The 20,965-nt window shown below is 43.8% G+C and carries 19 protein-coding genes and 1 pseudogene; 18 read left to right on the top strand and 2 right to left on the bottom strand.

The window, feature by feature from the left end; genetic code table 11:
* Positions 1-33: 33 nt before the first annotated feature.
* Positions 34-579, bottom strand: a complete 546-nt coding sequence (locus tag DUK53_RS11765) for a PadR family transcriptional regulator (protein ID WP_036090894.1) — start codon at positions 577-579, stop codon at positions 34-36.
* 150 nt (positions 580-729) lie between these two features.
* Here DUK53_RS11765 and DUK53_RS11760 point away from each other — a divergent pair, with 150 nt between their 5' ends.
* Positions 730-1,929 (top strand): MFS transporter, encoded by a 1,200-nt coding sequence (locus tag DUK53_RS11760; RefSeq protein ID WP_052165040.1) that lies wholly within the window; start codon positions 730-732, stop codon positions 1,927-1,929.
* Positions 1,930-1,942: 13 nt separating this feature from the next.
* Complete coding sequence (locus DUK53_RS11755; RefSeq protein WP_052165039.1) at positions 1,943-2,362, top strand: universal stress protein; 420 nt, start codon at positions 1,943-1,945, stop codon at positions 2,360-2,362.
* Positions 2,363-2,409: 47 nt separating this feature from the next.
* Here the strand turns inward: DUK53_RS11755 and DUK53_RS11750 are convergent, their stop codons facing one another.
* On the bottom strand, positions 2,410-3,255 hold the full coding sequence (locus tag DUK53_RS11750; protein WP_052165038.1) for an alpha/beta hydrolase: 846 nt from the start codon (positions 3,253-3,255) through the stop codon (positions 2,410-2,412).
* A gap of 252 nt (positions 3,256-3,507) precedes the next feature.
* On the opposite strand from DUK53_RS11750, the gene allC reads away from it, so the two are divergent.
* From allC to DUK53_RS11675, 16 genes and pseudogenes are all read left to right on the top strand, one after another.
* Complete coding sequence (gene allC, locus DUK53_RS11745) at positions 3,508-4,737, top strand: allantoate deiminase (RefSeq protein ID WP_036133086.1); 1,230 nt, start codon at positions 3,508-3,510, stop codon at positions 4,735-4,737.
* A 111-nt stretch (positions 4,738-4,848) separates the two neighbouring features.
* The gene (locus tag DUK53_RS11740; RefSeq protein ID WP_124892750.1) at positions 4,849-6,087 is read left to right on the top strand and encodes an MFS transporter; all 1,239 of its coding nucleotides are present in this window, start codon (positions 4,849-4,851) and stop codon (positions 6,085-6,087) included.
* 68 nt (positions 6,088-6,155) lie between these two features.
* On the top strand, positions 6,156-6,944 hold the full coding sequence (gene allE / locus DUK53_RS11735) for a (S)-ureidoglycine aminohydrolase (RefSeq protein ID WP_036090904.1): 789 nt from the start codon (positions 6,156-6,158) through the stop codon (positions 6,942-6,944).
* A gap of 35 nt (positions 6,945-6,979) precedes the next feature.
* A complete protein-coding gene (gene allD / locus DUK53_RS11730; protein WP_036133151.1) occupies positions 6,980-8,035 on the top strand; it encodes an ureidoglycolate dehydrogenase in 1,056 nt (351 codons plus the stop codon).
* 16 nt (positions 8,036-8,051) lie between these two features.
* Positions 8,052-9,101, top strand: coding sequence for an ureidoglycolate dehydrogenase (allD, locus tag DUK53_RS11725; RefSeq protein WP_036133084.1), 1,050 nt, complete (start codon positions 8,052-8,054; stop codon positions 9,099-9,101).
* A 15-nt stretch (positions 9,102-9,116) separates the two neighbouring features.
* Complete coding sequence (fdrA, locus tag DUK53_RS11720) at positions 9,117-10,889, top strand: acyl-CoA synthetase FdrA (protein ID WP_036133081.1); 1,773 nt, start codon at positions 9,117-9,119, stop codon at positions 10,887-10,889.
* A 22-nt stretch (positions 10,890-10,911) separates the two neighbouring features.
* A complete protein-coding gene (locus DUK53_RS11715; protein ID WP_036133080.1) occupies positions 10,912-12,180 on the top strand; it encodes a YlbE family protein in 1,269 nt (422 codons plus the stop codon).
* Between the two features lie 17 nt (positions 12,181-12,197).
* Positions 12,198-12,974 (top strand): annotated as a pseudogene (locus DUK53_RS17830) (oxamate carbamoyltransferase subunit AllH family protein); the annotation flags it as partial.
* 30 nt (positions 12,975-13,004) lie between these two features.
* Positions 13,005-13,964, top strand: a complete 960-nt coding sequence (gene arcC / locus DUK53_RS17825; RefSeq protein ID WP_036133149.1) for a carbamate kinase — start codon at positions 13,005-13,007, stop codon at positions 13,962-13,964.
* A gap of 272 nt (positions 13,965-14,236) precedes the next feature.
* Positions 14,237-15,190 carry an immunoglobulin-like domain-containing protein gene (locus DUK53_RS11705; protein WP_036133078.1) on the top strand — a complete coding sequence of 318 codons (954 nt, stop codon included), beginning with the start codon at positions 14,237-14,239 and terminating at the stop codon, positions 15,188-15,190.
* A 363-nt stretch (positions 15,191-15,553) separates the two neighbouring features.
* Positions 15,554-15,898 carry an LPXTG cell wall anchor domain-containing protein gene (locus tag DUK53_RS11700; RefSeq protein ID WP_036133076.1) on the top strand — a complete coding sequence of 115 codons (345 nt, stop codon included), beginning with the start codon at positions 15,554-15,556 and terminating at the stop codon, positions 15,896-15,898.
* On the top strand, positions 15,889-16,650 hold the full coding sequence (locus tag DUK53_RS11695; protein ID WP_201740730.1) for a WxL domain-containing protein: 762 nt from the start codon (positions 15,889-15,891) through the stop codon (positions 16,648-16,650). Before DUK53_RS11700 ends, DUK53_RS11695 begins: the two co-directional genes overlap by 10 nt.
* A gap of 23 nt (positions 16,651-16,673) precedes the next feature.
* Positions 16,674-17,414, top strand: a complete 741-nt coding sequence (locus DUK53_RS11690; RefSeq protein ID WP_036133074.1) for a WxL domain-containing protein — start codon at positions 16,674-16,676, stop codon at positions 17,412-17,414.
* Positions 17,415-17,555: 141 nt separating this feature from the next.
* Positions 17,556-18,596, top strand: coding sequence for a WxLIP family cell surface protein (locus DUK53_RS11685; protein WP_036133072.1), 1,041 nt, complete (start codon positions 17,556-17,558; stop codon positions 18,594-18,596).
* Positions 18,593-19,816, top strand: coding sequence for a hypothetical protein (locus DUK53_RS11680; protein WP_124892747.1), 1,224 nt, complete (start codon positions 18,593-18,595; stop codon positions 19,814-19,816). The genes DUK53_RS11685 and DUK53_RS11680 overlap by 4 nt, the downstream gene beginning before the upstream one ends.
* Positions 19,761-20,945 carry a hypothetical protein gene (locus DUK53_RS11675; RefSeq protein ID WP_124892745.1) on the top strand — a complete coding sequence of 395 codons (1,185 nt, stop codon included), beginning with the start codon at positions 19,761-19,763 and terminating at the stop codon, positions 20,943-20,945. Before DUK53_RS11680 ends, DUK53_RS11675 begins: the two co-directional genes overlap by 56 nt.
* Positions 20,946-20,965: the final 20 nt, after the last annotated feature.

Raw genomic sequence — 20,965 nt, 5'->3', positions numbered from 1 at the left:
ATATGGGTTATGCACCAGACTCAATGACTTTTTTCATATCTTATCAAACGAACTATGATACAAATCTTCGGCCCAGTCACACCATGCGAGTTCCTGCGCACAAACATCATCGCGGCGCTTCACAATCAAATACCGGCCGAATGAATTGCGCCATTCTTCTTTTCGTGTTGGGTCATTTTGCAGTGCTTCCAGTTCCTCGAGCTTCGGTTTATTAATCGTGGCTCTTTTTTTGTAGTGTCTGCGGCGGTCGTTGAAAAGTTGGGCAACGGTGTTTTTGTCCATTAGCGCGATGACGTAAATTTTTGCGAGGAATTCATCGCGGCTAATCGGCTCGGCGGTTTCTTCTAGCACCCATTCGCTGACGGCTTGAACGCCTTTTTTTGTTAGCGAGTAGATTTTCTTCGTCGTATCAGGATCAGCCTCGAATTGGACGTAGCCTTCTGTTTCCATTTTGCCGAGAACGGTGTAGATTTGGCTGTGATGTGCTTGCCAAAATAATTCCATATATTGCTTTAATTCGTAGCCTGTGCACGATTTGCGCGCGAGCATGCATAGCAGGACGTAACTCAATGTATTCAATTCGAACCCCTCCAACGCAACGTTTATGTGTTCAGTATACCACATCCGATTCTAAAATTTAATATAAAAATAAACATGTCAATATTGACATTATAGTCGAATGAGGAGTATACTTTAAAACAGGTTAATAAACAAACAGGAGTGGTAAACGTGGTAGAAGGAAAAGTAGCAATAAAAAAAGAGGATGGCGTTTTGAAAAGTTTGCTGCACCAGCCTAAATCGGCGTTGGCAGTAGCTTTTTCATGTGTGGTCGCCTTTATGGGAATCGGACTTGTCGATCCTATCTTAAAATCAATTTCGGAGCAGTTGCATGCGACGCCGGCACAAACATCATTATTATTTACGAGTTATATGTTGGTAACGGGCATTGTGATGCTGTTTACTGGATTTATATCGAGCCGAATCGGGGCTAAAAAGACATTGCTTATCGGGCTCGTCATTATTATTATTTTCGCAGGGCTGGGCGGATTATCGCAATCTGTTGGGCAATTAGTTGGGCTCCGCGCTGGTTGGGGACTTGGAAATGCGCTCTTTATTTCGACGGCGCTGGCAACGATTATTGCGGTTAGTTCAGGCGCGACGGAAAAAGCGATTATCATGTATGAAGCAGCGATGGGGCTCGGTATGTCGGTCGGTCCGCTGGTTGGTGGTTTGCTTGGGAGCATCACGTGGCGCGCACCATTTTTCGGGGTTGCAGCTTTAATGGCAATCGGATTTGTGGCGATTATCATGTTGCTCGATCCGATACCAAAGCCAAAAGTGAAATCGAAATTCTGGGATTCACTCCGAGCTTTGCGTCACAAGGGCTTGCTGGTCACCGGCTTAACGGCGTTATTTTATAATTTCGGATTCTTTACGTTACTTGCTTATTCGCCATTTTTGATGGTTGGATATAGCGCGATTCAAGTGGGATTAGTATTCTTCGGTTGGGGCCTAATGCTCGCGATTTCCTCGGTTTTCGTGGCGCCGCGATTGGAAGAAATGTGGGGGACAAAATTGGTGATGATGGGCGCACTGGGACTTTTTGCGGTTGTTTTAGTCGTGATGGGAATTGGCGCGAATGATAGCACGGTCATTTCCGTCTGCATCGTGATCGCTGGCTTTTTCCAAGGGATTAACAACACGCTGATTACGTCGGCGGTGATGGTCGTTTCGCCAGTGGAGCGTGCGACGGCGTCTTCGGCCTACAGCTTTATCCGGTTTACGGGCGGTGCGATTGCGCCATGGCTCGCAGGGAGTTTGGCGGTTTGGTTCAATCCGCACGTGACGTTTTATGTGGCAGGATTTGCCGTACTCATCGGGATTATTATTTTGCTAGCAGGTCGAAAAGCATTGAGTGCACTTGATTAATGGAGGGATTAGAATGAAATTAGCGGTATTAATTGCAGACGATCAACTATCTAAAAAAATCGTGACAAAAACCGTGGCGTTGTGCCAAGAATTTGCAGAGGCGCCGGAAATCACGCTGATTCATGTCGTGAATGACAAAGCGATTGCGGAGGACGTGGAAGTTGGCGTAGACATTTCGGAGAATTTAGAGGAAGACGCACAGAAGATGCTGGCGGAAAAAGGCGCGATGTTCAGCGAGGCAGGACTGATGTATAAAACGGCTATCTTGAGCGGTTTTCCAGCAAAAGAAGTGACGAAATACGCGGGGGAAGCGGGATTGGATATGCTGGTTATGGGGCATCACGATTTGTCGCTCGTTCAGAAAATGACGATTGGCAGTGTCGCGAAGAAAGTCGTCCAGCACGCGGAATGTCCGGTATTATTAATCAAATAAAAGCTAGTAGGAAGCTCACGTTCGTTGTGATTTTCCTACTAGCTTTTTTATTTGTATTCTTCTAAAAAACGTAAGGCTTGTTTGTAGGCTGGTAAACCGTCGTCGATGTTGGAATCGAAATCGTGCTCCAAATTTTGCACGGTGAAAAGTTCATTTTGGAAGGTAGTCTGAGCTATTTTTTCAGCTTCGATGTAGGGCACGTCTTTGTCAGTCGTACTATGCGCGATGAATACGGGCGGCAAAAAGCTGAAATCGCGCATGTCTTCGAGTGAAAAGGCGTCGATATCGGCGTCTTGATGCGGTCCAAAAACTTCATCGAGCCACTGCCCCTTTTGGCGACAGTATATGTACAAGGCGTAACGCTTTTCGATGTAACCTTCTGTGAGCTCCGTTTTGCCAGTTAAAGCGGTTTTTAAATCGGCTGGAATCGTTGGGAGCTTCGCGTAATGTGGACTCGGATTTTGATACCAGGAACCGTCAATCGAAGCGTAGCCGTAGAAAGATAGCACGGCGTCGGCGGTTGGAAGCGTGGCGTCGGCTGCGGCTTGGAGTGCGAGATAAGCGCCGGCGGAACGCCCGAACAAGATGAACGCGTTGGCAACACCGAACTCTGCGCGGGCGTTGGCTTCAAACCAGGAAATCGCGTCTTGCACATCCTCATAAATCACAGGAAGCTTGGTTTCTGGCGCCAATCGATAATCGACCGCGAAAAAATGATACCCAGCTTCGAGAAAAAGATTGCGGTACGTTTCCGGCAAATCGTTGCGAAGTCCCCAAATGAGACCGCCACCGTGAAAATAAATAATCGTTTTAGCGGCATCAGGACGCGGACTTGGATAGAAATCCCCTTTTAGCGCCAAGCCATTTTTTTCAGCAAAAATAATTGTTTGCAATTGGGTCATCTCCTTTGTTATTCTTCAAAGACAGCATACACTAGATTTCCCGTGAGCTCAACGATTTATGATTGGGCGCGTTAAATCTATATAATCACTATTAACAATTTTGGCATCTTAATTAGTCATAATGAACAAAAGACGAATAGGATTTTTATCGCTTTTAAACGATGCAATCAAAACTTGAAACGCTTACACTTTAAAGAGTAGAGAACAAGTAGGACAAATCAGAAGAAGGGTGGACTTTGAACGATGGACAGAATTTTTCAAGACGTAGCGGATAATGTAACTTGGCTTTCGGGGATTGGCGCGGATCCTACTGGCGGAACGACTCGCTTGCTTTACTCGGATTACTGGGTGGAGGCGCAACAGGGCGTGAAGAAGAAAATGGATGATGCTGGTTTTACGACGTATTTTGATGAAATCGGTAATCTTTTTGGTCGTGTGGAAGGGTCTACATATAAGGATGAGACGATTATGTCGGGTTCTCATATTGATACGGTGGTCAACGGCGGAAAACTAGACGGTCAATTTGGCGTTTTGGCTGCGTACCTTGCGATTAAATATTTGAAGGAAAAACACGGTCAGCCGCTTCGGAACCTAGAAGTTATTTCGATGGCAGAAGAGGAAGGAAGCCGTTTTCCGTATGTTTTCTGGGGAAGTAAGAACTTCTTTGGACTTGCGAATAAAGAGGAAATGGCGGACGTTGCGGATTTTGAAGGTGTAAAATTTGTGGATGCGATGCGCGGAGCTGGGTTCGATTTCCGCGATGAAACGAAGCCGCTGCGTGACGATATTAAGGCGTTCGTCGAGATTCATATCGAGCAGGGGAAAGTGCTGGAAAACGAGGGTAAAGTAGTTGGTGTGGTGAATAGTATCGCTGGGCAACGTCGCTATACTATCGTGCTAAACGGCGAGTCAAACCACGCGGGAACAACGCCGATGGGCTACCGCAAAGATACCGTTTATGCGTTCAGTAAAATCGTGTCGCAATCGATTGACAAAGCCAAAAAACTTGGCGACCCACTCGTGCTTACGTTCGGAAAAGTAGAGCCGAAGCCAAATACGGTGAATGTCGTTCCTGGTGAGACACTGTTCACGATGGATTGCCGTCACACGGATGAGGCTGAACTGCATAGCTTCACGCAAGAAATTGAGCAAGATATGAAAACAATTTGCGCAGAAATGGGCATCGATATCTTGATTGATCTATGGATGGACGAAGCACCAGTGCCGATGGATCCACATATCGTGTCCGTGCTAGAAGGCGTTTGTAAAAAAGAAGGACTCAATTATCGCGTGATGCATAGCGGCGCAGGTCATGATTCTCAAATTTTTGCACCGCGTGTACCGACGGCGATGTTCTTCGTGCCTAGTATTGGTGGGATTAGCCACAACCCGGCGGAAGATACGAAAACAGAAGACTTGGTTGAAGGCGTGAAAGCACTAACAGAAGCATTATACGAATTAGCATATAAATAAATAGCTCATACATCATGTAAATCGGCGGCAAGCGCTCGATTTGTTGGAAGCAAAATGTAGATGTTATACGAAATGAGAAATGATTAAGATTTCATAGGGAGTGAATCAAAAATGGAAAACGAAACGGCAACAATGAAAAAGGGGCTCCAGTATTGGCAGCAAATTATTATTATTTTATGTTTAGGTTGGGTAGTTATCTGGATTTACCGCAGTGTCTTAACACCGATTTTTCCGGAAATTCAACAAACGATTGGGCAACATTCTGATGCACAAATGGGCTTGATTGCGAGTTTCTATTTCTTCGCGTATACAGGAATGCAGATTCCAGCGGGGATTTTAGTCGATAAATTTGGTAAGAAAGTCGTGCTTATCCCTGGTTTCTCACTGTTCGCCATCGCAGCACTTGTGATTGGTACGGCGCAAAACTTGGAAATGATTTATCTCGGTAGTTTGCTTGCCGGTCTTGGCTGTGGATCTTATTACGGTGCGGCTTACTCGCTGTCCTCTGAGAATATTCCAGCAGAAAAACGTGGCCTATCAACGGCTATCATCAACAGTGGTTCCGCGCTCGGTATGGGTATTGGCTTGATTGCTTCTAGTTTACTTGTAAAATCGGTCGGTATGAACTGGCAAATCATGCTTTTCATTATCGCTGGTTTGATTGTTGTGATGATCTTTGTTTTTGCGAGTGTGATTAAAAGTTCGCCAAAAGTGGATCGTTCCGCGGTGGCCAAAGAAAAAGCAGCACCAAAAGAGAAAGCGCCAATCAAAAACTTGTTTACAGGTCGGATGATTGCGTCGTACATTCTTTATTTTGCAACGTGTTACGGGTACTACATGGTCGTGACGTGGTTACCATCATTCTTACAACAAGAACGTGGATTCCAAGGCGTGGCGATTGGATTTTCCGCTGCACTTGTAGCTTTTTCCGCGATTCCAGGGGCATTATTTTTCAGTAGAATGTCGGATATCTTCAGAACGAAAAAAGTGCGTTTCATCGTTGGTTTGACGGTTGCAGCCGCGGCGATGTTGATGCTTACAGTACTGGCGCCAACTTCGGGCATCTTGCTAGTCGGCCTGATTTTATACGGATTGCTAGGAAAACTTGCAGTAGAGCCAATCCTGATCTCTTACGTGGCAGATAGCGCACCGAAAAAAGGATACGGAACATCGTTTGGCGTATTCAACTTCTTCGGAATGAGTTCATCGGTTATCGCGCCATTCTTGACAGGGGTTATCTCCGACTCGACAGGATCGAAAGTAATGGGCTTCTATATTTCCGCGATTATTCTGGTTATCGGAGCAGTCGTGTTCTTGATTGCGAATATTAAATCGAAGAAAATAGCATAATTTGAATAGGGAATCAGTGTTTTCGAGCGCTGATTCCAATTATAATTTGGAAAAGAGAGGTTTTTAGAATGGGTTACAGAAATAAGAATACGGGTTATGTGAGCGATATTCTCGCTTCGAGATCGGTAATCAAGCGTGGCAATTACGCGATTATTCCGCCGAATGGATTGGTGAATAACTCGATTCCAGGTTTTGAGAACTGTGAATTGTCGATTTTAGCAACGCCGAAATTGGGCGCTTCTTTCGTGGATTATATTATCACGTTGCTAGATGGCGGCCAAAATAAGGCTGGTTTCGGGGCACCTGGCGTGGAGACTTTCTTCTATTGTTTGGACGGGAAAATCACGGTTTGGGCGGATGACGCGAAGCATACACTTGAGGCTGGTGGCTATATTTATTGCCCAGCAGGTGTGATTTTGAAATTCGAAAATGACAACGGTGGCGCGAATAGTGAGGCGTTCCTTTATAAGAAGAAATATGAGGCGGTAGCAGGTTACGAGGCGCATGTTATTGTGAATAATGTGGCGAATCTGGAGAAAATTGCGTACGAAGGTATGGAAGATGTGATTTTGCAAAACTTATTGCCGGCGGATCTTGGTTTTGATATGAATTTCCACATTTTAAGCTTTGAGCCGGGCGCGTGTCACGGATATATTGAAACGCATTATCAAGAGCACGGCGCGTATATGTTATCTGGAGAAGGCGTTTACAATTTGGACAACGAATGGGTTCCAGTCAAAAAAGGTGATTATTTATTCATGGGTGCGTATGTGCCACAAGCGACGTATGCGGTCGGACGCGGTGAAGCATTCAGTTATTTGTATTCGAAAGACTGTAATCGCGATCCACAATTATGAGAAGGTAGGGAATTGGTGTGAAAGAGCCACAAATGATTCGAGTAAGGAAACATGATTTACATGATTTAATTCAAAAGAAATTGGAAGCAGCGGGGCTTTCTGAGGAACATGCGGATGGCGTCGCGGAATCTTTAGCATTCGCTGACGCGCGCGGAATTCACTCACATGGTGCGGTTCGCGTGGATTATTATGCGGAACGAATTGCCAAAGGTGGCACGACGATCGAGCCTAACTTCCGATTCAATAAAACGGGACCGAGTTCAGGCGTTTTTGAAGCGGATAATGGCGTCGGGCATGTGGCGGCACGCAAGGCGATGGATGAGGCGATTGGCTTGGCTCAGGAAACGGGCGTCGGGATTGTCGGTGTGCATGAAATGGGGCACAGTGGCGCGCTGGCTTACTTTGTGAAGCAAGCGGCGGATCAAGATATGGTCGCGATTTCTGTTTGTCAGTCGGACCCGATGGTGGTGCCGTTTGGTGGCGCTGAGCCTTATTTTGGAACGAATCCGATCGCGTTTGCAGCGCCGCGCATGGACGGTGAGCCAGTTATTTTTGATATGGCGACGACGGTTCAGGCATGGGGCAAAATTTTGGACGCGCGCTCAAAAGGGGTGGATATTCCGCCAACGTGGGCTGTGGATGCGAACGGCGAACCAACGACGGACCCGCATCAAGTGAACGCATTGCTTCCGGTTGCTGGACCAAAAGGATACGGTTTGATGATGATGGTCGATATTTTATCGGGAATTTTGCTAGGATTGCCATTCGGAAAACGGGTGTCTTCGATGTACACGGATTTGACGAAAGGTCGCAACTTAGGGCAGTTACATATCGTGATTAACCCAGCTTTCTTCACGTCTTTGAAGGAGTTTAAGCAAAATATCGCGCAAATGGTCGATGAACTGCATGCGACGAAAGCGGCACCGGGTTTCAGTCAAGTGTTGTATCCAGGCGAGTTAGCGGAGATTGTGGAGACGGATTATGCGGATGCGGGAATTCCGATTGTGAAAGATGTGTATGATTATTTGATTAGTGACACGGTTCATTACGATCAGTACGATCACGCGGGGTTATTCGCGGAACAAGACTAGAAAGGTGGCAGGCAGAATGCGAGTTTCAAAGGAAGATTTGCACCAGCTGATTCAAACAAAAATAGAGCGGGCTGGTTTGACGGAAGAACACGCCGATATTGTCGCTGATGTGTTGGCGTTTGCGGATGCGCGCGGGATTCATTCACATGGCGCGGTTCGTGTCGAGTATTATTCGGAGCGGATTGCTAAAGGTGGAATTACAAATCGACCAGAGTTCCGATTTGAGCAGACGGGACCAACGAGTGGTATTTTCCACGGGGATAATGGTTCTGGGCATGTGGCGGCGAAACGGGCGATGGAAGAGGCGATCCGGATTGCTGGTAAAAATGGTGTCGCGGTTGTGGGCGTGAAAAACATGTCGCACAGCGGTGCCTTGGCTTATTTTGTGGAACAAGCGGCGAGTTGTGATTTTGTAGCACTTTCTGTTTGCCAGTCGGACCCAATGGTGGTGCCGTTTGGTGGCGCGGAGGATTATTTCGGGACGAACCCGATTGCGTTTGCAGCGCCGACCGATGACGGGAGAATGTTGACGTTTGACATGGCGACGACGGTTCAGGCTTGGGGCAAGGTGCTTCATGCGAGGTCACGCGGGGAATCGATTCCACCGACTTGGGCGGTAGACGCGGACGGGGCACCAACGACGGATCCTGTGAAGGTCAACGCGTTGTTGCCAATCGCTGGGCCAAAAGGGTACGGCTTAATGATGATGGTAGACGTTTTGTCGGGAATTTTGCTAGGATTGCCGTTCGGGAAACATGTGAGTTCGATGTACGCGGATTTGTCGAAGGGGCGCGATTTGGGGCAATTGCATATCGTGATTAATCCGGCGTTTTTCACGGATATCGAGGCGTTTAAGGCGAACATGTCGGAGGTTTTGGATGAGGTGACGGCTGTTGCTCCTGCGCCGGGCGTGGATCGGGTGTATTATCCTGGTGAGCGTGGACGGTTGCGTGAGGCGGCTTACGAGAAAGATGGCATCGAGATTGTGGATGATATTTATGAGTATTTGATCTCGGATGCGATTCATTTTGATAATTATGATGGAAAAAATAAATTTGCGGAATAAGGAGAGGTGAGCACGATGTTACACACGATTATTAAAGAAAATGCGTATCAAGATTCGGTTGTTTTGATGCTGCTTACGAATAAAGTTTCGACGATTGAAGGGGTAAATCGCGTATCGATTATGATGGGAACGCCTGCGAATAAAGATATTTTCGGGACATCGGGCTTGCGTACGGAGGAATTGGAAGCGGCATCGGCGAACGATATGGCGATTGTTGTGGACACGGAAGATGCTTCTAAAATTGATGAAATTTTGGCGGAAGTGGATGCGTTTTTAGCGAGTCAAGCGACGAAGGAAAGCAGTAACACGACGGAAACGGCGCGGACTTGGGATAAGGCGATGAAACTCGATCCGGATGCAAACATGGCGCTCATTTCGATTCCTGGTACATATGCTGCGGCGGAAGCAGATCGGGCATTGGATGAAGGACTGCACGCGTTTATTTTTAGTGATAATATGCCGATCGAGGAAGAGCTGCGATTGAAGCAGAAAGCGCATGACAAAGGGCTTCTTGTGATGGGTCCGGATTGCGGAACTGGGATTGTGAACGGGATTCCGATGGCGTTTACGAACGTTGTAAAACCTGGGAATATCGGCATTGTTGGGGCATCTGGAACGGGAATTCAGGAAGTTTCGACGATTATTGACCGTCTTGGCGGCGGCGTGACGAACGCGATTGGAACGGGTGGTCGCGATTTATCCGAAACAGTCGGCGGAATCACGATGCTAGACGCGATTGCAGCGCTTGAAAAACAAGCGGATACAGACGTGATTGTGGTCATTTCTAAGCCACCTGCAAAAGCGATTCGGGATAAAGTTTTGGCATTATTACGTACGATTTCGAAGCCTGCTGTGACGATTTTCTTAGGTGAAAAACCGACGTATCATGAGGCGAATTTATATCACGCTTACACGCTTGAAGAAACGGCACGCATTGCGGTGGCGCTTGCAAAAGGTGAGGCGGTAACGGCAGTGGAGACGGAAATCGTGACGCCTGACATCCGCTTAACTCCGGAGCAAAAACACATCAAAGGTTACTATTCTGGCGGGACTTTAGCGTCTGAGGCGGCAATGCTTATCGCGGATGCCTTACAGTTAAAAGAAGGCCTAATCAAGCAAGACGGCTATATTTTGAAAACAGAGGGTCACGAGGTTATCGATCTTGGCGATGACATTTATACGCAAGGAAAACCGCATCCAATGATCGACCCTGAAAAACGGATTGCGTTCATTGAAGACGCGGCGAACGACCCGGAAACAGCGGTTATTTTGCTCGATGTGGTGCTTGGTTACGGCTCGCATGAAGACATGGCGGGGCAATTGGCGCCAGCGATTAAAGACGTGATTGCAAAAGCGAAAGCGGCAGGACGCGAATTGGCTGTGATTGGAACGGTTTGTGGGACGCTTCAAGATCCGCAAGACTACAATGAACAGCGCCAAACATTAGAGGCTGCAGGCGTTATCGTGAAAGATAGCAATAACGAAGCGGTTAGAACGGGACTTGCGATTGTTGGTCATACGGTGGAAGAGGCTGATAAAGCGATTCAAGACGTTGCAACAGGAGTCGAAGCGCCAATTTTGGAAGCATCAGATGCCATGTTAGACTTGCTCGCAAAACAACCATGTGTCATCAACGTTGGACTAAAAAGTTTTGCGGAGGCGATTACCGAAACTGGCGGACGTGTCGTGCAACTTGACTGGCGCCCAGTGGCTGGTGGAAATACTGAACTACAAAAAGTACTACAATTCTTGAATAGTTACCGCGCTGAGACGGCGGACGTGAAATAAATTTTTGAAGGAGGAAAAAACAATGACAAACTACCAGACAATCGATGAAGCAAACCGCGCAGTGGCGGACAAAATTGTTGCGTCAGCCCCATTTTTATTGGACGTCGTGCCTGCTAAATCTGTAATCGCTGAGTTAAATGAAGGGAAGGTCCTACTTCACGCGGGGCCTCCGATTAAATGGGAAAACATGACGAGCCCGATGCAAGGTTCGTGTGTTGGAGCCGCATTATTTGAAGAGTGGGCGGACAATGAAGACGATGCGCGTGCGATGCTTGACCGCGGAGATGTGACGTTTATTCCGTGCCATCACGTGGACGCAGTTGGACCAATGGGCGGTATTACCTCGGCGAATATGCCAGTTGTTGTCGTGGAAAACCGCACAGACGGCAACCGCGCTTACTGTACGATGAACGAGGGCATTGGCGCGGTGCTGCGTTTTGGTGCTTATTCCGCAGAAGTTGTGAATCGCTTGCGCTGGATGCGTGACGTGCTTGGCCCAGTGCTTAGCAAAGCACTGCAAACGCTCGATGAAGGCATGAATCTAAACGTTATCGTTGCAAAAGCAATCGCGATGGGAGACGAGTTCCACCAACGCAATATCGCGGCTTCCCTCGTATTTTTGAAAGAAGTGAGCCCAATCATTGTGAGCCTGGATATCGATGAAAAAGAACGCCAAGAAGTCATCAAGTTCCTCGCAGATACTGATCAATTTTTCCTAAATATCATGATGGCTTCCGCAAAAGCAGTGATGGATGGCGCGCGGATGATTCAAGAAGGCACGATTGTAACTGCGATGTGTCGTAACGGCGAAAACTTCGGAATTCGCATCAGCGGTATGGGAGACGAATGGTTCACAGCACCCGTCAACACTCCGCAAGGCCTTTATTTCACAGGTTATTCCGGCGAAGATGCGAACCCAGATATCGGGGACAGCGCGATTACAGAAACGTTTGGCGTTGGCGGTATGGCAATGATTGCAGCACCAGCCGTGACTCGTTTTGTCGGTACAGGCGGATTTGGCGACGCACTGAAAACAAGTAATGAAATGCTTGAAATCGTGATCGACCAAAACCCAAATTTCACCGTTCCAACATGGGATTTTCAAGGAATTTGCCTCGGTATTGACGCTCGTAAAGTAGTCGAAACCGGCATTACACCAGTCATCAACACTGGAATCGCCCATAAAAAAGCAGGTATCGGCCAAATCGGCGCTGGAACCGTCAACCCACCAGTTGCCTGTTTTGAAAAAGCAATCACAGCCTACGCAGAAAAGTTAGGCTTAACCGTATAAAAAGGAGGTGGAAAAGGATGTCAATGATTCAAGCACAGCGCATGGCTCAAAACGTCGCGAATTTGCTAGTTGAGCGTCAAACATGGCGCGTCCACAGTGTTTTCACAAACGGTTTCAACTTGGAAAACGAAGCCGAACGTATTTTTATCGGCACAACCAAAAATGGCCAGCTACCATTTGCCGTTCAAATAACAACGTGTGACGTAACCAAGCTTATCGCTATGATTCAAGCTAATCAAACCTTCCAATACGAAGGCGGCATCCTGATTCACCAACAATCCGAGCTTCAAATCACGCTCACTGGTGCCACCCAATACACCAGCAAACGTGAAAAAACAGCAATTCAGCCGAATCCCAGTTTTTTAACACACACATTGCAAAGCGAGAAGCAAACAGGACTAGGTTTTTCCATCCGAGAATGGCTAACCCAACCCGAAACCGCGAATCTCGCAAAAGCAATAAGCAGCACAGACTCGGCGTTTATCGAACAGACCTTGCGCTATTTTATAGGTCGCGGCAGTGGTTTGACGCCATCCGGAGACGACATCTTGCTCGGCATTTTGCTCGTTGGACAGGAAAGCACGATTTTTAAAGAAGCATTGGCGACATTAATCCAGACCGAGCTATTGACCACAGACATCAGCCAAACCTATCTGAAATACGCGTTACAAGAGCAATTCAGCGACACATTACTCGCACTTTATGAAGCATTTCAAACAGGCGCAGAAACTGGGGAAATCATCGAACGCATTTATCAAAACGGACATACGTCGGGAATAGACACGATAGCAGGTGTCGCACTCGCAATAAAGGAGGAATTTTCAATGGGAAAACGCGTAGTTATCGCGCTTGGCGGCAATGCAATCTTGCAACCGAATCAAGAAGCAACATTTGAAAACCAATTAAAAAACGTGGAAGACAGCTGTGCAAAAATCGCAGAAATCACAGAAGCAGGGCACAAAGTCATCGTGACACACGGAAACGGCCCGCAAGTCGGCAATATTTTACGTCAAAACGAAGAAGCCAAAGCATACGTTCCAGCGCTTCCAATCGACGCGTGCAGCGCAGAATCACAAGGTTTTATCGGCTACATGATGGAACAATCACTAAAAAATGAACTCGCACGCAAAAAACTACCAACAAACGTCATCACGCTTTTAACACAAACCGAAGTTAGCGCGAGCGATCCCGCATTCCAAAGCCCAACAAAGCCAATCGGTGTTTTCTATACACGCGAAGAAGCCGTTGAACTCTCCGCTGAAAAAGGCTGGGAAATGGCAGAAGACGCAGGCCGAGGATACCGCCGCGTTGTCCCATCCCCACAACCACAAAAAATCCATGGCGTCGAAGCGATTAAGCAACTTGTAGCCACGGATACCGTCGTTATTTCGACAGGCGGAGGCGGAATTCCCGTCGTTCAAAACGAGGAAGGCGACCTAAAAGGCGTCGAAGCAGTCATCGACAAAGACCGTTCCGCATTACGCCTATCCGAACAAGTCGAAGCCGACGTTTTCATGATACTAACCGACGTGACAAACGTTTACTTACATTTCGGCGAACCAAATCAACAAAAACTAGAAGGCGTTCCAGTCAAAGAAGCGAAAGAGTACATGAAAGAAGGCCATTTCGCAGACGGCAGCATGGGACCCAAAATGGAAGCCGCGATTGCATTTGCCGAATCTGGAAAAGAAGCCATCATTTGCTCACTAGACGCAGCAGTCGAAGCATTAGCTGGCCGCGCAGGAACACGAATCCTTCCTGAAAAAAGCACAGTAAATGCTTAAAATAGAACAATAGAATAGCTAGATATAAAAGAAACGTGTCATGAGAATGGCACGTTTTTTAATGCATCAAAAGAGGATGCGAGGAAAATCTATAATCATTTTATCACAAAGCAGCATGTTGGGATGATTGCGGTTGATTATGATAAATGAGAACAATAAATGTCACATAGTTGAAAATGTTGTTCTTTGATACGACTCATATTATGCTATGATAATTACGTACTGCGCAGTGCATAGATGTGTCACATAGTTTTTAGGAGGAATAGACAAACATGAAAATGAAAAAACAATTAGCAAGTGTATTGGTAGTTGCAGTACCACTTTTAATAGGGAATAGTTATGATGTAAATGCAGCAATTCAAGATAATTCCAATGAACTGGGTGCAAATTACGTATCTGAAAAAAATACGGATGCACTTTTTGTAAATCTGTTTTCATTTGGTAAAGATAGTACGATTACAGGATATGTTTCATCAGGTATTACCGATATTGGGATTGAAATTAATGGGAAAGATATTGGCGGACTTGGGATTGCACCAGGTAGTCAGACTTTTACATTACCAGATTTTCTAGTTTCTCAAATTACTTCTTTAGAAGATAACGTTACGCTTGTAGGGAGAGCAGCACCTTCTGGTGAAGTCATTGCTAGACAACAAGTTGTTATGATTGACGGAACGAACGAAAACACGGGAACACTGAGCCCTACTCCATTTTTGATAGACAGAATGAGTACATTAACGGGAAGTTTTACTGGGGACATTTCGACAGTTGCTTTACGTATTAATGGTGATATTCATGAGCAAGTAGGTGTACGAGGAAATGGAACTTTTTCATATCCTATCGTTATCTCAAACCTAGAGGATCGCGTAGAGGTACTTGGATACAATGGGAATGGAGATCTAGTGACAAGTGCTAGAGTCTTGCTAGAAGAACGTGAATCGTATGATAGAATTGTGTCTGCAAATGCAGAACGGTTGCATGAACAAGCAATCTGGGTGACAGGTACTTTCTCTACTATTGCTGAGTTCAATAAATCAATTAAAATGATGGTTCCTGAAATTAATGGTATCAGAGATTATTCGCAGTTGGTATTTGTAGATAGTCCTAATCAGAATGGCGCTTTTGATATCAGAATTACTGGTGTGAGCCAAGGTGATTCGATTAAATTGATTGGATTAACTGCCAACTCAGTGACTGCAGATGTGTTTGAATTAACTGGCATTTAAGCTATAAGAGGATAAAAACTGTATTAATGGCTACTACAATTTTAGTAGCTATTGTGCAGTTTTTCTTTTTGATAAGAAATAGAAAAAGGTTGAACCTCTCTTTTTTCCTCTTTTAGGAAAAAAAGTATCTGTTGCTGCGAGAGCCTCGTATTGCTCGTTCAGCGCAGACTGGTAGGTACTACATCCGCTGCATTTCGCGATTTATATACTTAATCCTAGTGATTTTATTGCAAGTTTTTCTTTATCAGTCCTGATTTTGAAGGTGAGTGATTGGTATACGTATGTGATAATACTTGGAGAGGTCAGAAAGTGATGTATTCAATTGTTCTTAGACCTGATGAAAAAAATAGGAGGGGGAGCAAGATGAAGCTACTTTTATTTATTGCTAGTTGCTCTATTGTTATTTTTTCTACATTAAATGTCCATGCAACAGAAACAAAAGAATATAAAAGTAGCGGACAGGTAGGTTTTTTTGGAGAATATATATATCCAGAGGAAGAGTTAGTACCCGGTGTTGATAGGGATATAGAACAGAAGGCAGGAAAGAAAATAGAAAAGATTATTGTTGCGGAGAACTCCGTTACATTGCCTGAAACAGGAGATACACTTTCTCTTCATGATCAATGGATTGGTTTTGTATTGGTAGGCTTAGCTTTTCTACTTCTCAAAAGAAACAAAAATAATGGAGGTTCAGTTAAATGCAATTGAAAAATGTACTAATTTCAACGGTAGCGATGAGCGTGATAATATTATCTCCTCTATCAGTACTTGCCGCTGAGTATGAATCAAATGGTCAAATCGAGTTTATTCCAAATACGGACTCAGTAAGCCCGGTAGACCCAACAAATCCAGAAAATCCAATTAGCCCAGTTGATCCGCTTAGTCCAGATGGAAAACCGAATGTAGGAACAACAGGACCGCTTAGTATTGATTATGCTTCAAGTCTTGATTTTGGGACAAATAAAATTTCGAATAAAGATATGATGTATTATGCAAAAGCTCAGGAAATATATGGGGATGAAGATGTGCACCTTCCAAACTATGTACAAGTTTCCGATAATCTAGGTACAAACGGTGGCTGGGCCTTGACGGTCAAGCAAGAGGGGCAATTTAAAAACAACAATACACAGAATAAAGAATTAATTGGTTCGCAGATTCAGTTACAAAATGGTGAAGCAATTAGTAATGCAGAAAACATGCAAGCGCCGAATGTTTCTCAAAATATTATTTTAAACCCAGATGGCGCAGCAGCTCTAGTTATGGAAGCCGAAAAAACAGCAGGTGCAGGAACGTGGCTTAGTCGTTGGGGTGGCGTTGAGGAGACTGTTAATGATGTTGGCGAAACCGTATATAAAACAAAAACAATTTCTCTCAATATACCAGGTAAAACACCAAAAGATGCTGTAAAATATAGCACTACATTAACATGGAATTTATCGGATATTCCAGATAACAAATAATAGGAAAAGCGAGGAAAATAAAAATGAATTTTAAATTAAAAACAATGATGGCAGCTAGTTTAGTTGCAGGTCTTACTTTAGCAGGAACAACAAATATAGCGGAGGCAGCGATTTCTGGTAGCACATCTTCTAATGCCGTTATTAATTTTGAACCAAGCACAGACCCGACAAGTCCGATTGACCCAACAGATCCGACAAATCCAGTAAGCCCGATTGATCCAACGAATCCAGGTGGGCAGCCAAATCCAGGTACGAATGGCCCATTAAGTATTGATTTTGCATCGAGTTTAGATTTTGGTACACAGAAAATAACATCTTCTGATAAAGTTTATACAGCGGCTGCACAAGCGTTTAATGACCGTGATTTAGGACCGAATTACGTCCAAGTAACAGATAATAGAGGAAGCGAAACAGGATGGGCACTAAAAGTACAACAAGATGGCCAATTTATAACAGAAGATGGGCAAGAATTAACGGGAGCAGAAATTACTTTTAACAATGGTGTTGTGAGTACAGGATCTGTCTCTGCTAAACCCACGCATAAAGCTAGTTTCACTCTAATTCCAGATGGAGATGCGGAAAGAATTATGGAGGCTGCTGAAGGACAAGGCGCAGGAACCTATATTTTAGCTTTTGGAAATGATGCTAGCGCTGCAGGCAGTATTGAACTATCCGTACCAGGTAGCACAACTAAATATGCAAAAGACTATTCTACAAAATTAACATGGACATTAGAAGATACGCCAAGCTCTATTGAGCCGTAAGCAGGATATTGAAATAGATTTAAAACGAGGTTATGTGAGTTCTTCAGGTTTTACTAAGTGAAGAACTCGCATCATTGTAAAAATAACAAAAAAGAAGTGCGGTTGTTAAAAAGAAGGGCACTCTTTCTGAAGGGACAAAAAATGAAAAAAAACAGTTTATTTCTTAGTTTGTTGATGTTAGTGATGATTAGTTTATCTCCGGCTACTAGTTTTGCATCTGAGTTTAATTTTGCTGTGACAACCGAAATCCCGGGTAATCAAATCGATAAATCCAAAACGTATTTTAACCTATTAGTCAATCCAGGTGAAAAGCAGACATTGAGTATCAAATTAAGAAATGACACTGATAAAGACGTGGTAATTGAGCCCCAGATTCATTCAGCAACAACGAATATGAACGGCGTTGTAGAATATGGAAAGACAGACTCAAATCCAGATAAATCACTTAAGTACAACTTGGCTGACATACTTACAACAACTAAGGAAGTTACAATTCCTGCTAAAAGCGAGAAGAAACTAGAAATGAAACTAAGTGCTCCTACTGACGAATTCGAAGGCTTGATTGCTGGTGGCATTACACTCATTGAAAAGCAATCAGAGGCAGATAAAAAAAGCTCGAAATCAGAAGGTTTAAGCATTGAAAATAAATATGCCTATGTGGTAGGTGTTACTTTACAGCAGAACAAAACCGAAGTAAATCAAGACTTAAAATTAAATGGTGTTAAAGCTGGTCAAGTAAATGCTCGTAATGCCATTTTGGCAGAACTTCAAAACCCAACACCGACATATTTGAATCAATTTGAAATTATAGAAGCAAAAGTGACTAAAAAAGGCGAAACCAAAACTTTATTTGAGACGGATAAGCAACACATGCAAGTGGCTCCGAATACAAATTTTAAATTTCCAATCCCGCTTGATGGGGCCTCTCTTGAGTCAGGAAAATACACGCTGCATCTAAAAGCAAAATCATCCAAAGAGGCATGGGAATTTAGTGAAGACTTCGAGATAAAAGCTAATGAAGCAAAAGCCTTTAATGAGAAAGACGTATCGATTCCCGAGAAAGAAATGAATTACTTGTTGGTTATCATTATTGGTATTGTACTATTAGTACTAGCGTTATTTATTATTATTTTACTAAAAAGAAAGAAAGACGACAAAAATAAAGGTAGTGGTAGCGAATGACAAAGAAAAAAATATTAATTATGTGTATGCTTGGATTCCTCACATTTACAAGTATGGATGTATTCGCAAGTAATACTTTTAAGGCGGAAGAGACAGAGTATCCAATACAGATGATAGTAGAGAAACCAACAGTTGCGATGAATGAAGAGATGATTATATCTTTAAAAATTAGGCAGAGAATGAACATAGGGAAACTTCAATTAAGTATTCCTGAAAATATGGTATTAGATTTGGATAAAACCAAGAAAAACAATGAAAAATCGTTGTTGGCAGTAACATACGATGAAGAAAAGAAACAAATGATACTAACAGCGGGGGACTCTGGCGAAATAGTAGAACAAGAGTATGAACTCATTTTAATCGCAAAGGATAAAGGATTATCAACTTTACAAATAAAGAATTTAAATAATCTAGCAGTTTCCAATGAGCTGCTTATTACACTTATTAGCGCTGAATCACAGAGTTCGGTATTAGAAACTAGTCGGAGTGAACCAGTGACAGCAACTACTGATCGAAGCTTTCTAGAGCATTCCAAACATGGACTGTTGAATGAAGATGGGCAGTATGTTTCGGGTCAGCCTTTGTCTTTTGCTGAAGCGACAGTTATATTAGCTCCTGTAGAAGGGACATCGGGACCAACAACTATGGCTTTCGACCAAATAGATAGTAGTGGATACAAGAATTCTTCAGGACAATTAGAATTAAATAAGGATTATAGAATTGATAATTACGCAGTATTCAGAGGGCAACCGGTGGATATCATGCTAAATTTTTCGAAGCCTGATGATGCTGCGATAACACCCACTGTAAGCTTAAGTTTAGCGATAAATGCGTTCTTTCCAAATTTGCCACCTACTCTTAATTTAGTACTTGACAAGAGGATAATTGGTGAGAGTGTTGACTTTTCAATAACAGCGGTGAAGCCAGGAACCGAAGAGAAAATTAATGCTCCTATTTTCTTGGGTGCTAATTTAGGAACGAATGCTAACAAAGGGGAGATAGAGTATTCGGAATCCCAAATAAATGGGCTATTCGCGGAAGAAAAAAACGCTAGCTCATTATTTTTTGGAAATGGGGCTGCTGGTATGACTGAATTTCGATTAGGTACTGGAACGAGCGGTTATACAGGAATCCATATGTTAATTAATGCTCAAAATGGTTTAAATGGACGATTTAGAACGTTACGAGCATCTAGATGGGGGGGGGGGGATAATCACTAACGATGCTTTTAGTATTGTACAACTACCATTTTCGGATCCAGAATTCTACGGATTGACAGAGGATGACGAAGATACTGCGCGTTATATGTTTGAGATGGAGCTCCCAAAACAGTTTTCAAAAGAAAAGTACCCAGAAGATCTTGTTATAGATATTGATTTAAATTCCATTAGTAAAAAGGTGGATACTTCGGAAATTAAAATAATAGATAAGAATAGCAAGGACGATATTACTTCCTATTTTGAGCTTTTAATGGATGAATCTGGATTGAAGGCTAGAATAGATCGCTCTAATCTGAGTGAAATTTCAAGTTTTAATGTGATACAATTTCAAATTGAAGGCCTAGTGGATTTAACTCACCCTGATTTAATGAGTTATTTCAATGCTAAAACGGGATATTTAACAATTCCTGCTACAGCAAATGTCAACTTTTCAGAAGAAATATTTTCGGCCGAGGCAGAAGTGAAGTTACGAAAACCGTTTGCAGATGGAGTGAAACAAACTGTTGCTATAGATAGCAGTACAGAAGATTTAAATCCTGAGGCAGTTATTAGGAATATTTGGAGTCCGATTGAAAATGATAGTATTCAGGTGGTTGGATTTAAAGACAAAATGGTATTTAGCGAACTTGGTGAAACTGAAATAATAGTGATTATTCGTAGCGGTACGACAGGACTTGAATCGGAAATATGTGTGCCAGTTGTTGTAGTCACTGGAGAGCTAAAGTTTAGCTCTAGACCCAATCAAATTTCATTCGGTACAATCCCTATTCAATCAGAAGAAAAAGAATATTTTGCAACTGATTTTGATGAAGATTTAACTGTTGGAGATACCCGCTATAAAAAAGATTGGAAGGTAACGGTTCAATTAATAGGGGGGCTTTCTTTAGAAGGATCCAATGCGATACTCAATGATGTTATGTATTATACGAATACAGATGGAGAAAAAATAGCACTCTCCGTAAACCCTACTTCAATTGCAGGTGTGACTCAGAATACAGAGCAAAGCACAGTTATTTCAGATTCTTGGAAGTCTGGACAATATGGAATATCTGTAAAGCCTCGACAAGGACAGATGAAATCAGGAAAATATTCTGTTTTATTAGTATGGGTGCTTGAGGACACGCCATGATAAATTAGAGGGGGCAATAA

Origin of the sequence: Listeria sp. SHR_NRA_18 (genome assembly GCF_003856515.1) — a bacterium.
Classification (GTDB): Bacteria; Bacillota; Bacilli; order Lactobacillales; family Listeriaceae; genus Listeria_A; species Listeria_A newyorkensis.
Note: the sequence above shows the minus strand (reverse complement) of the source record. Positions and strands in the feature narration are given on the sequence as shown.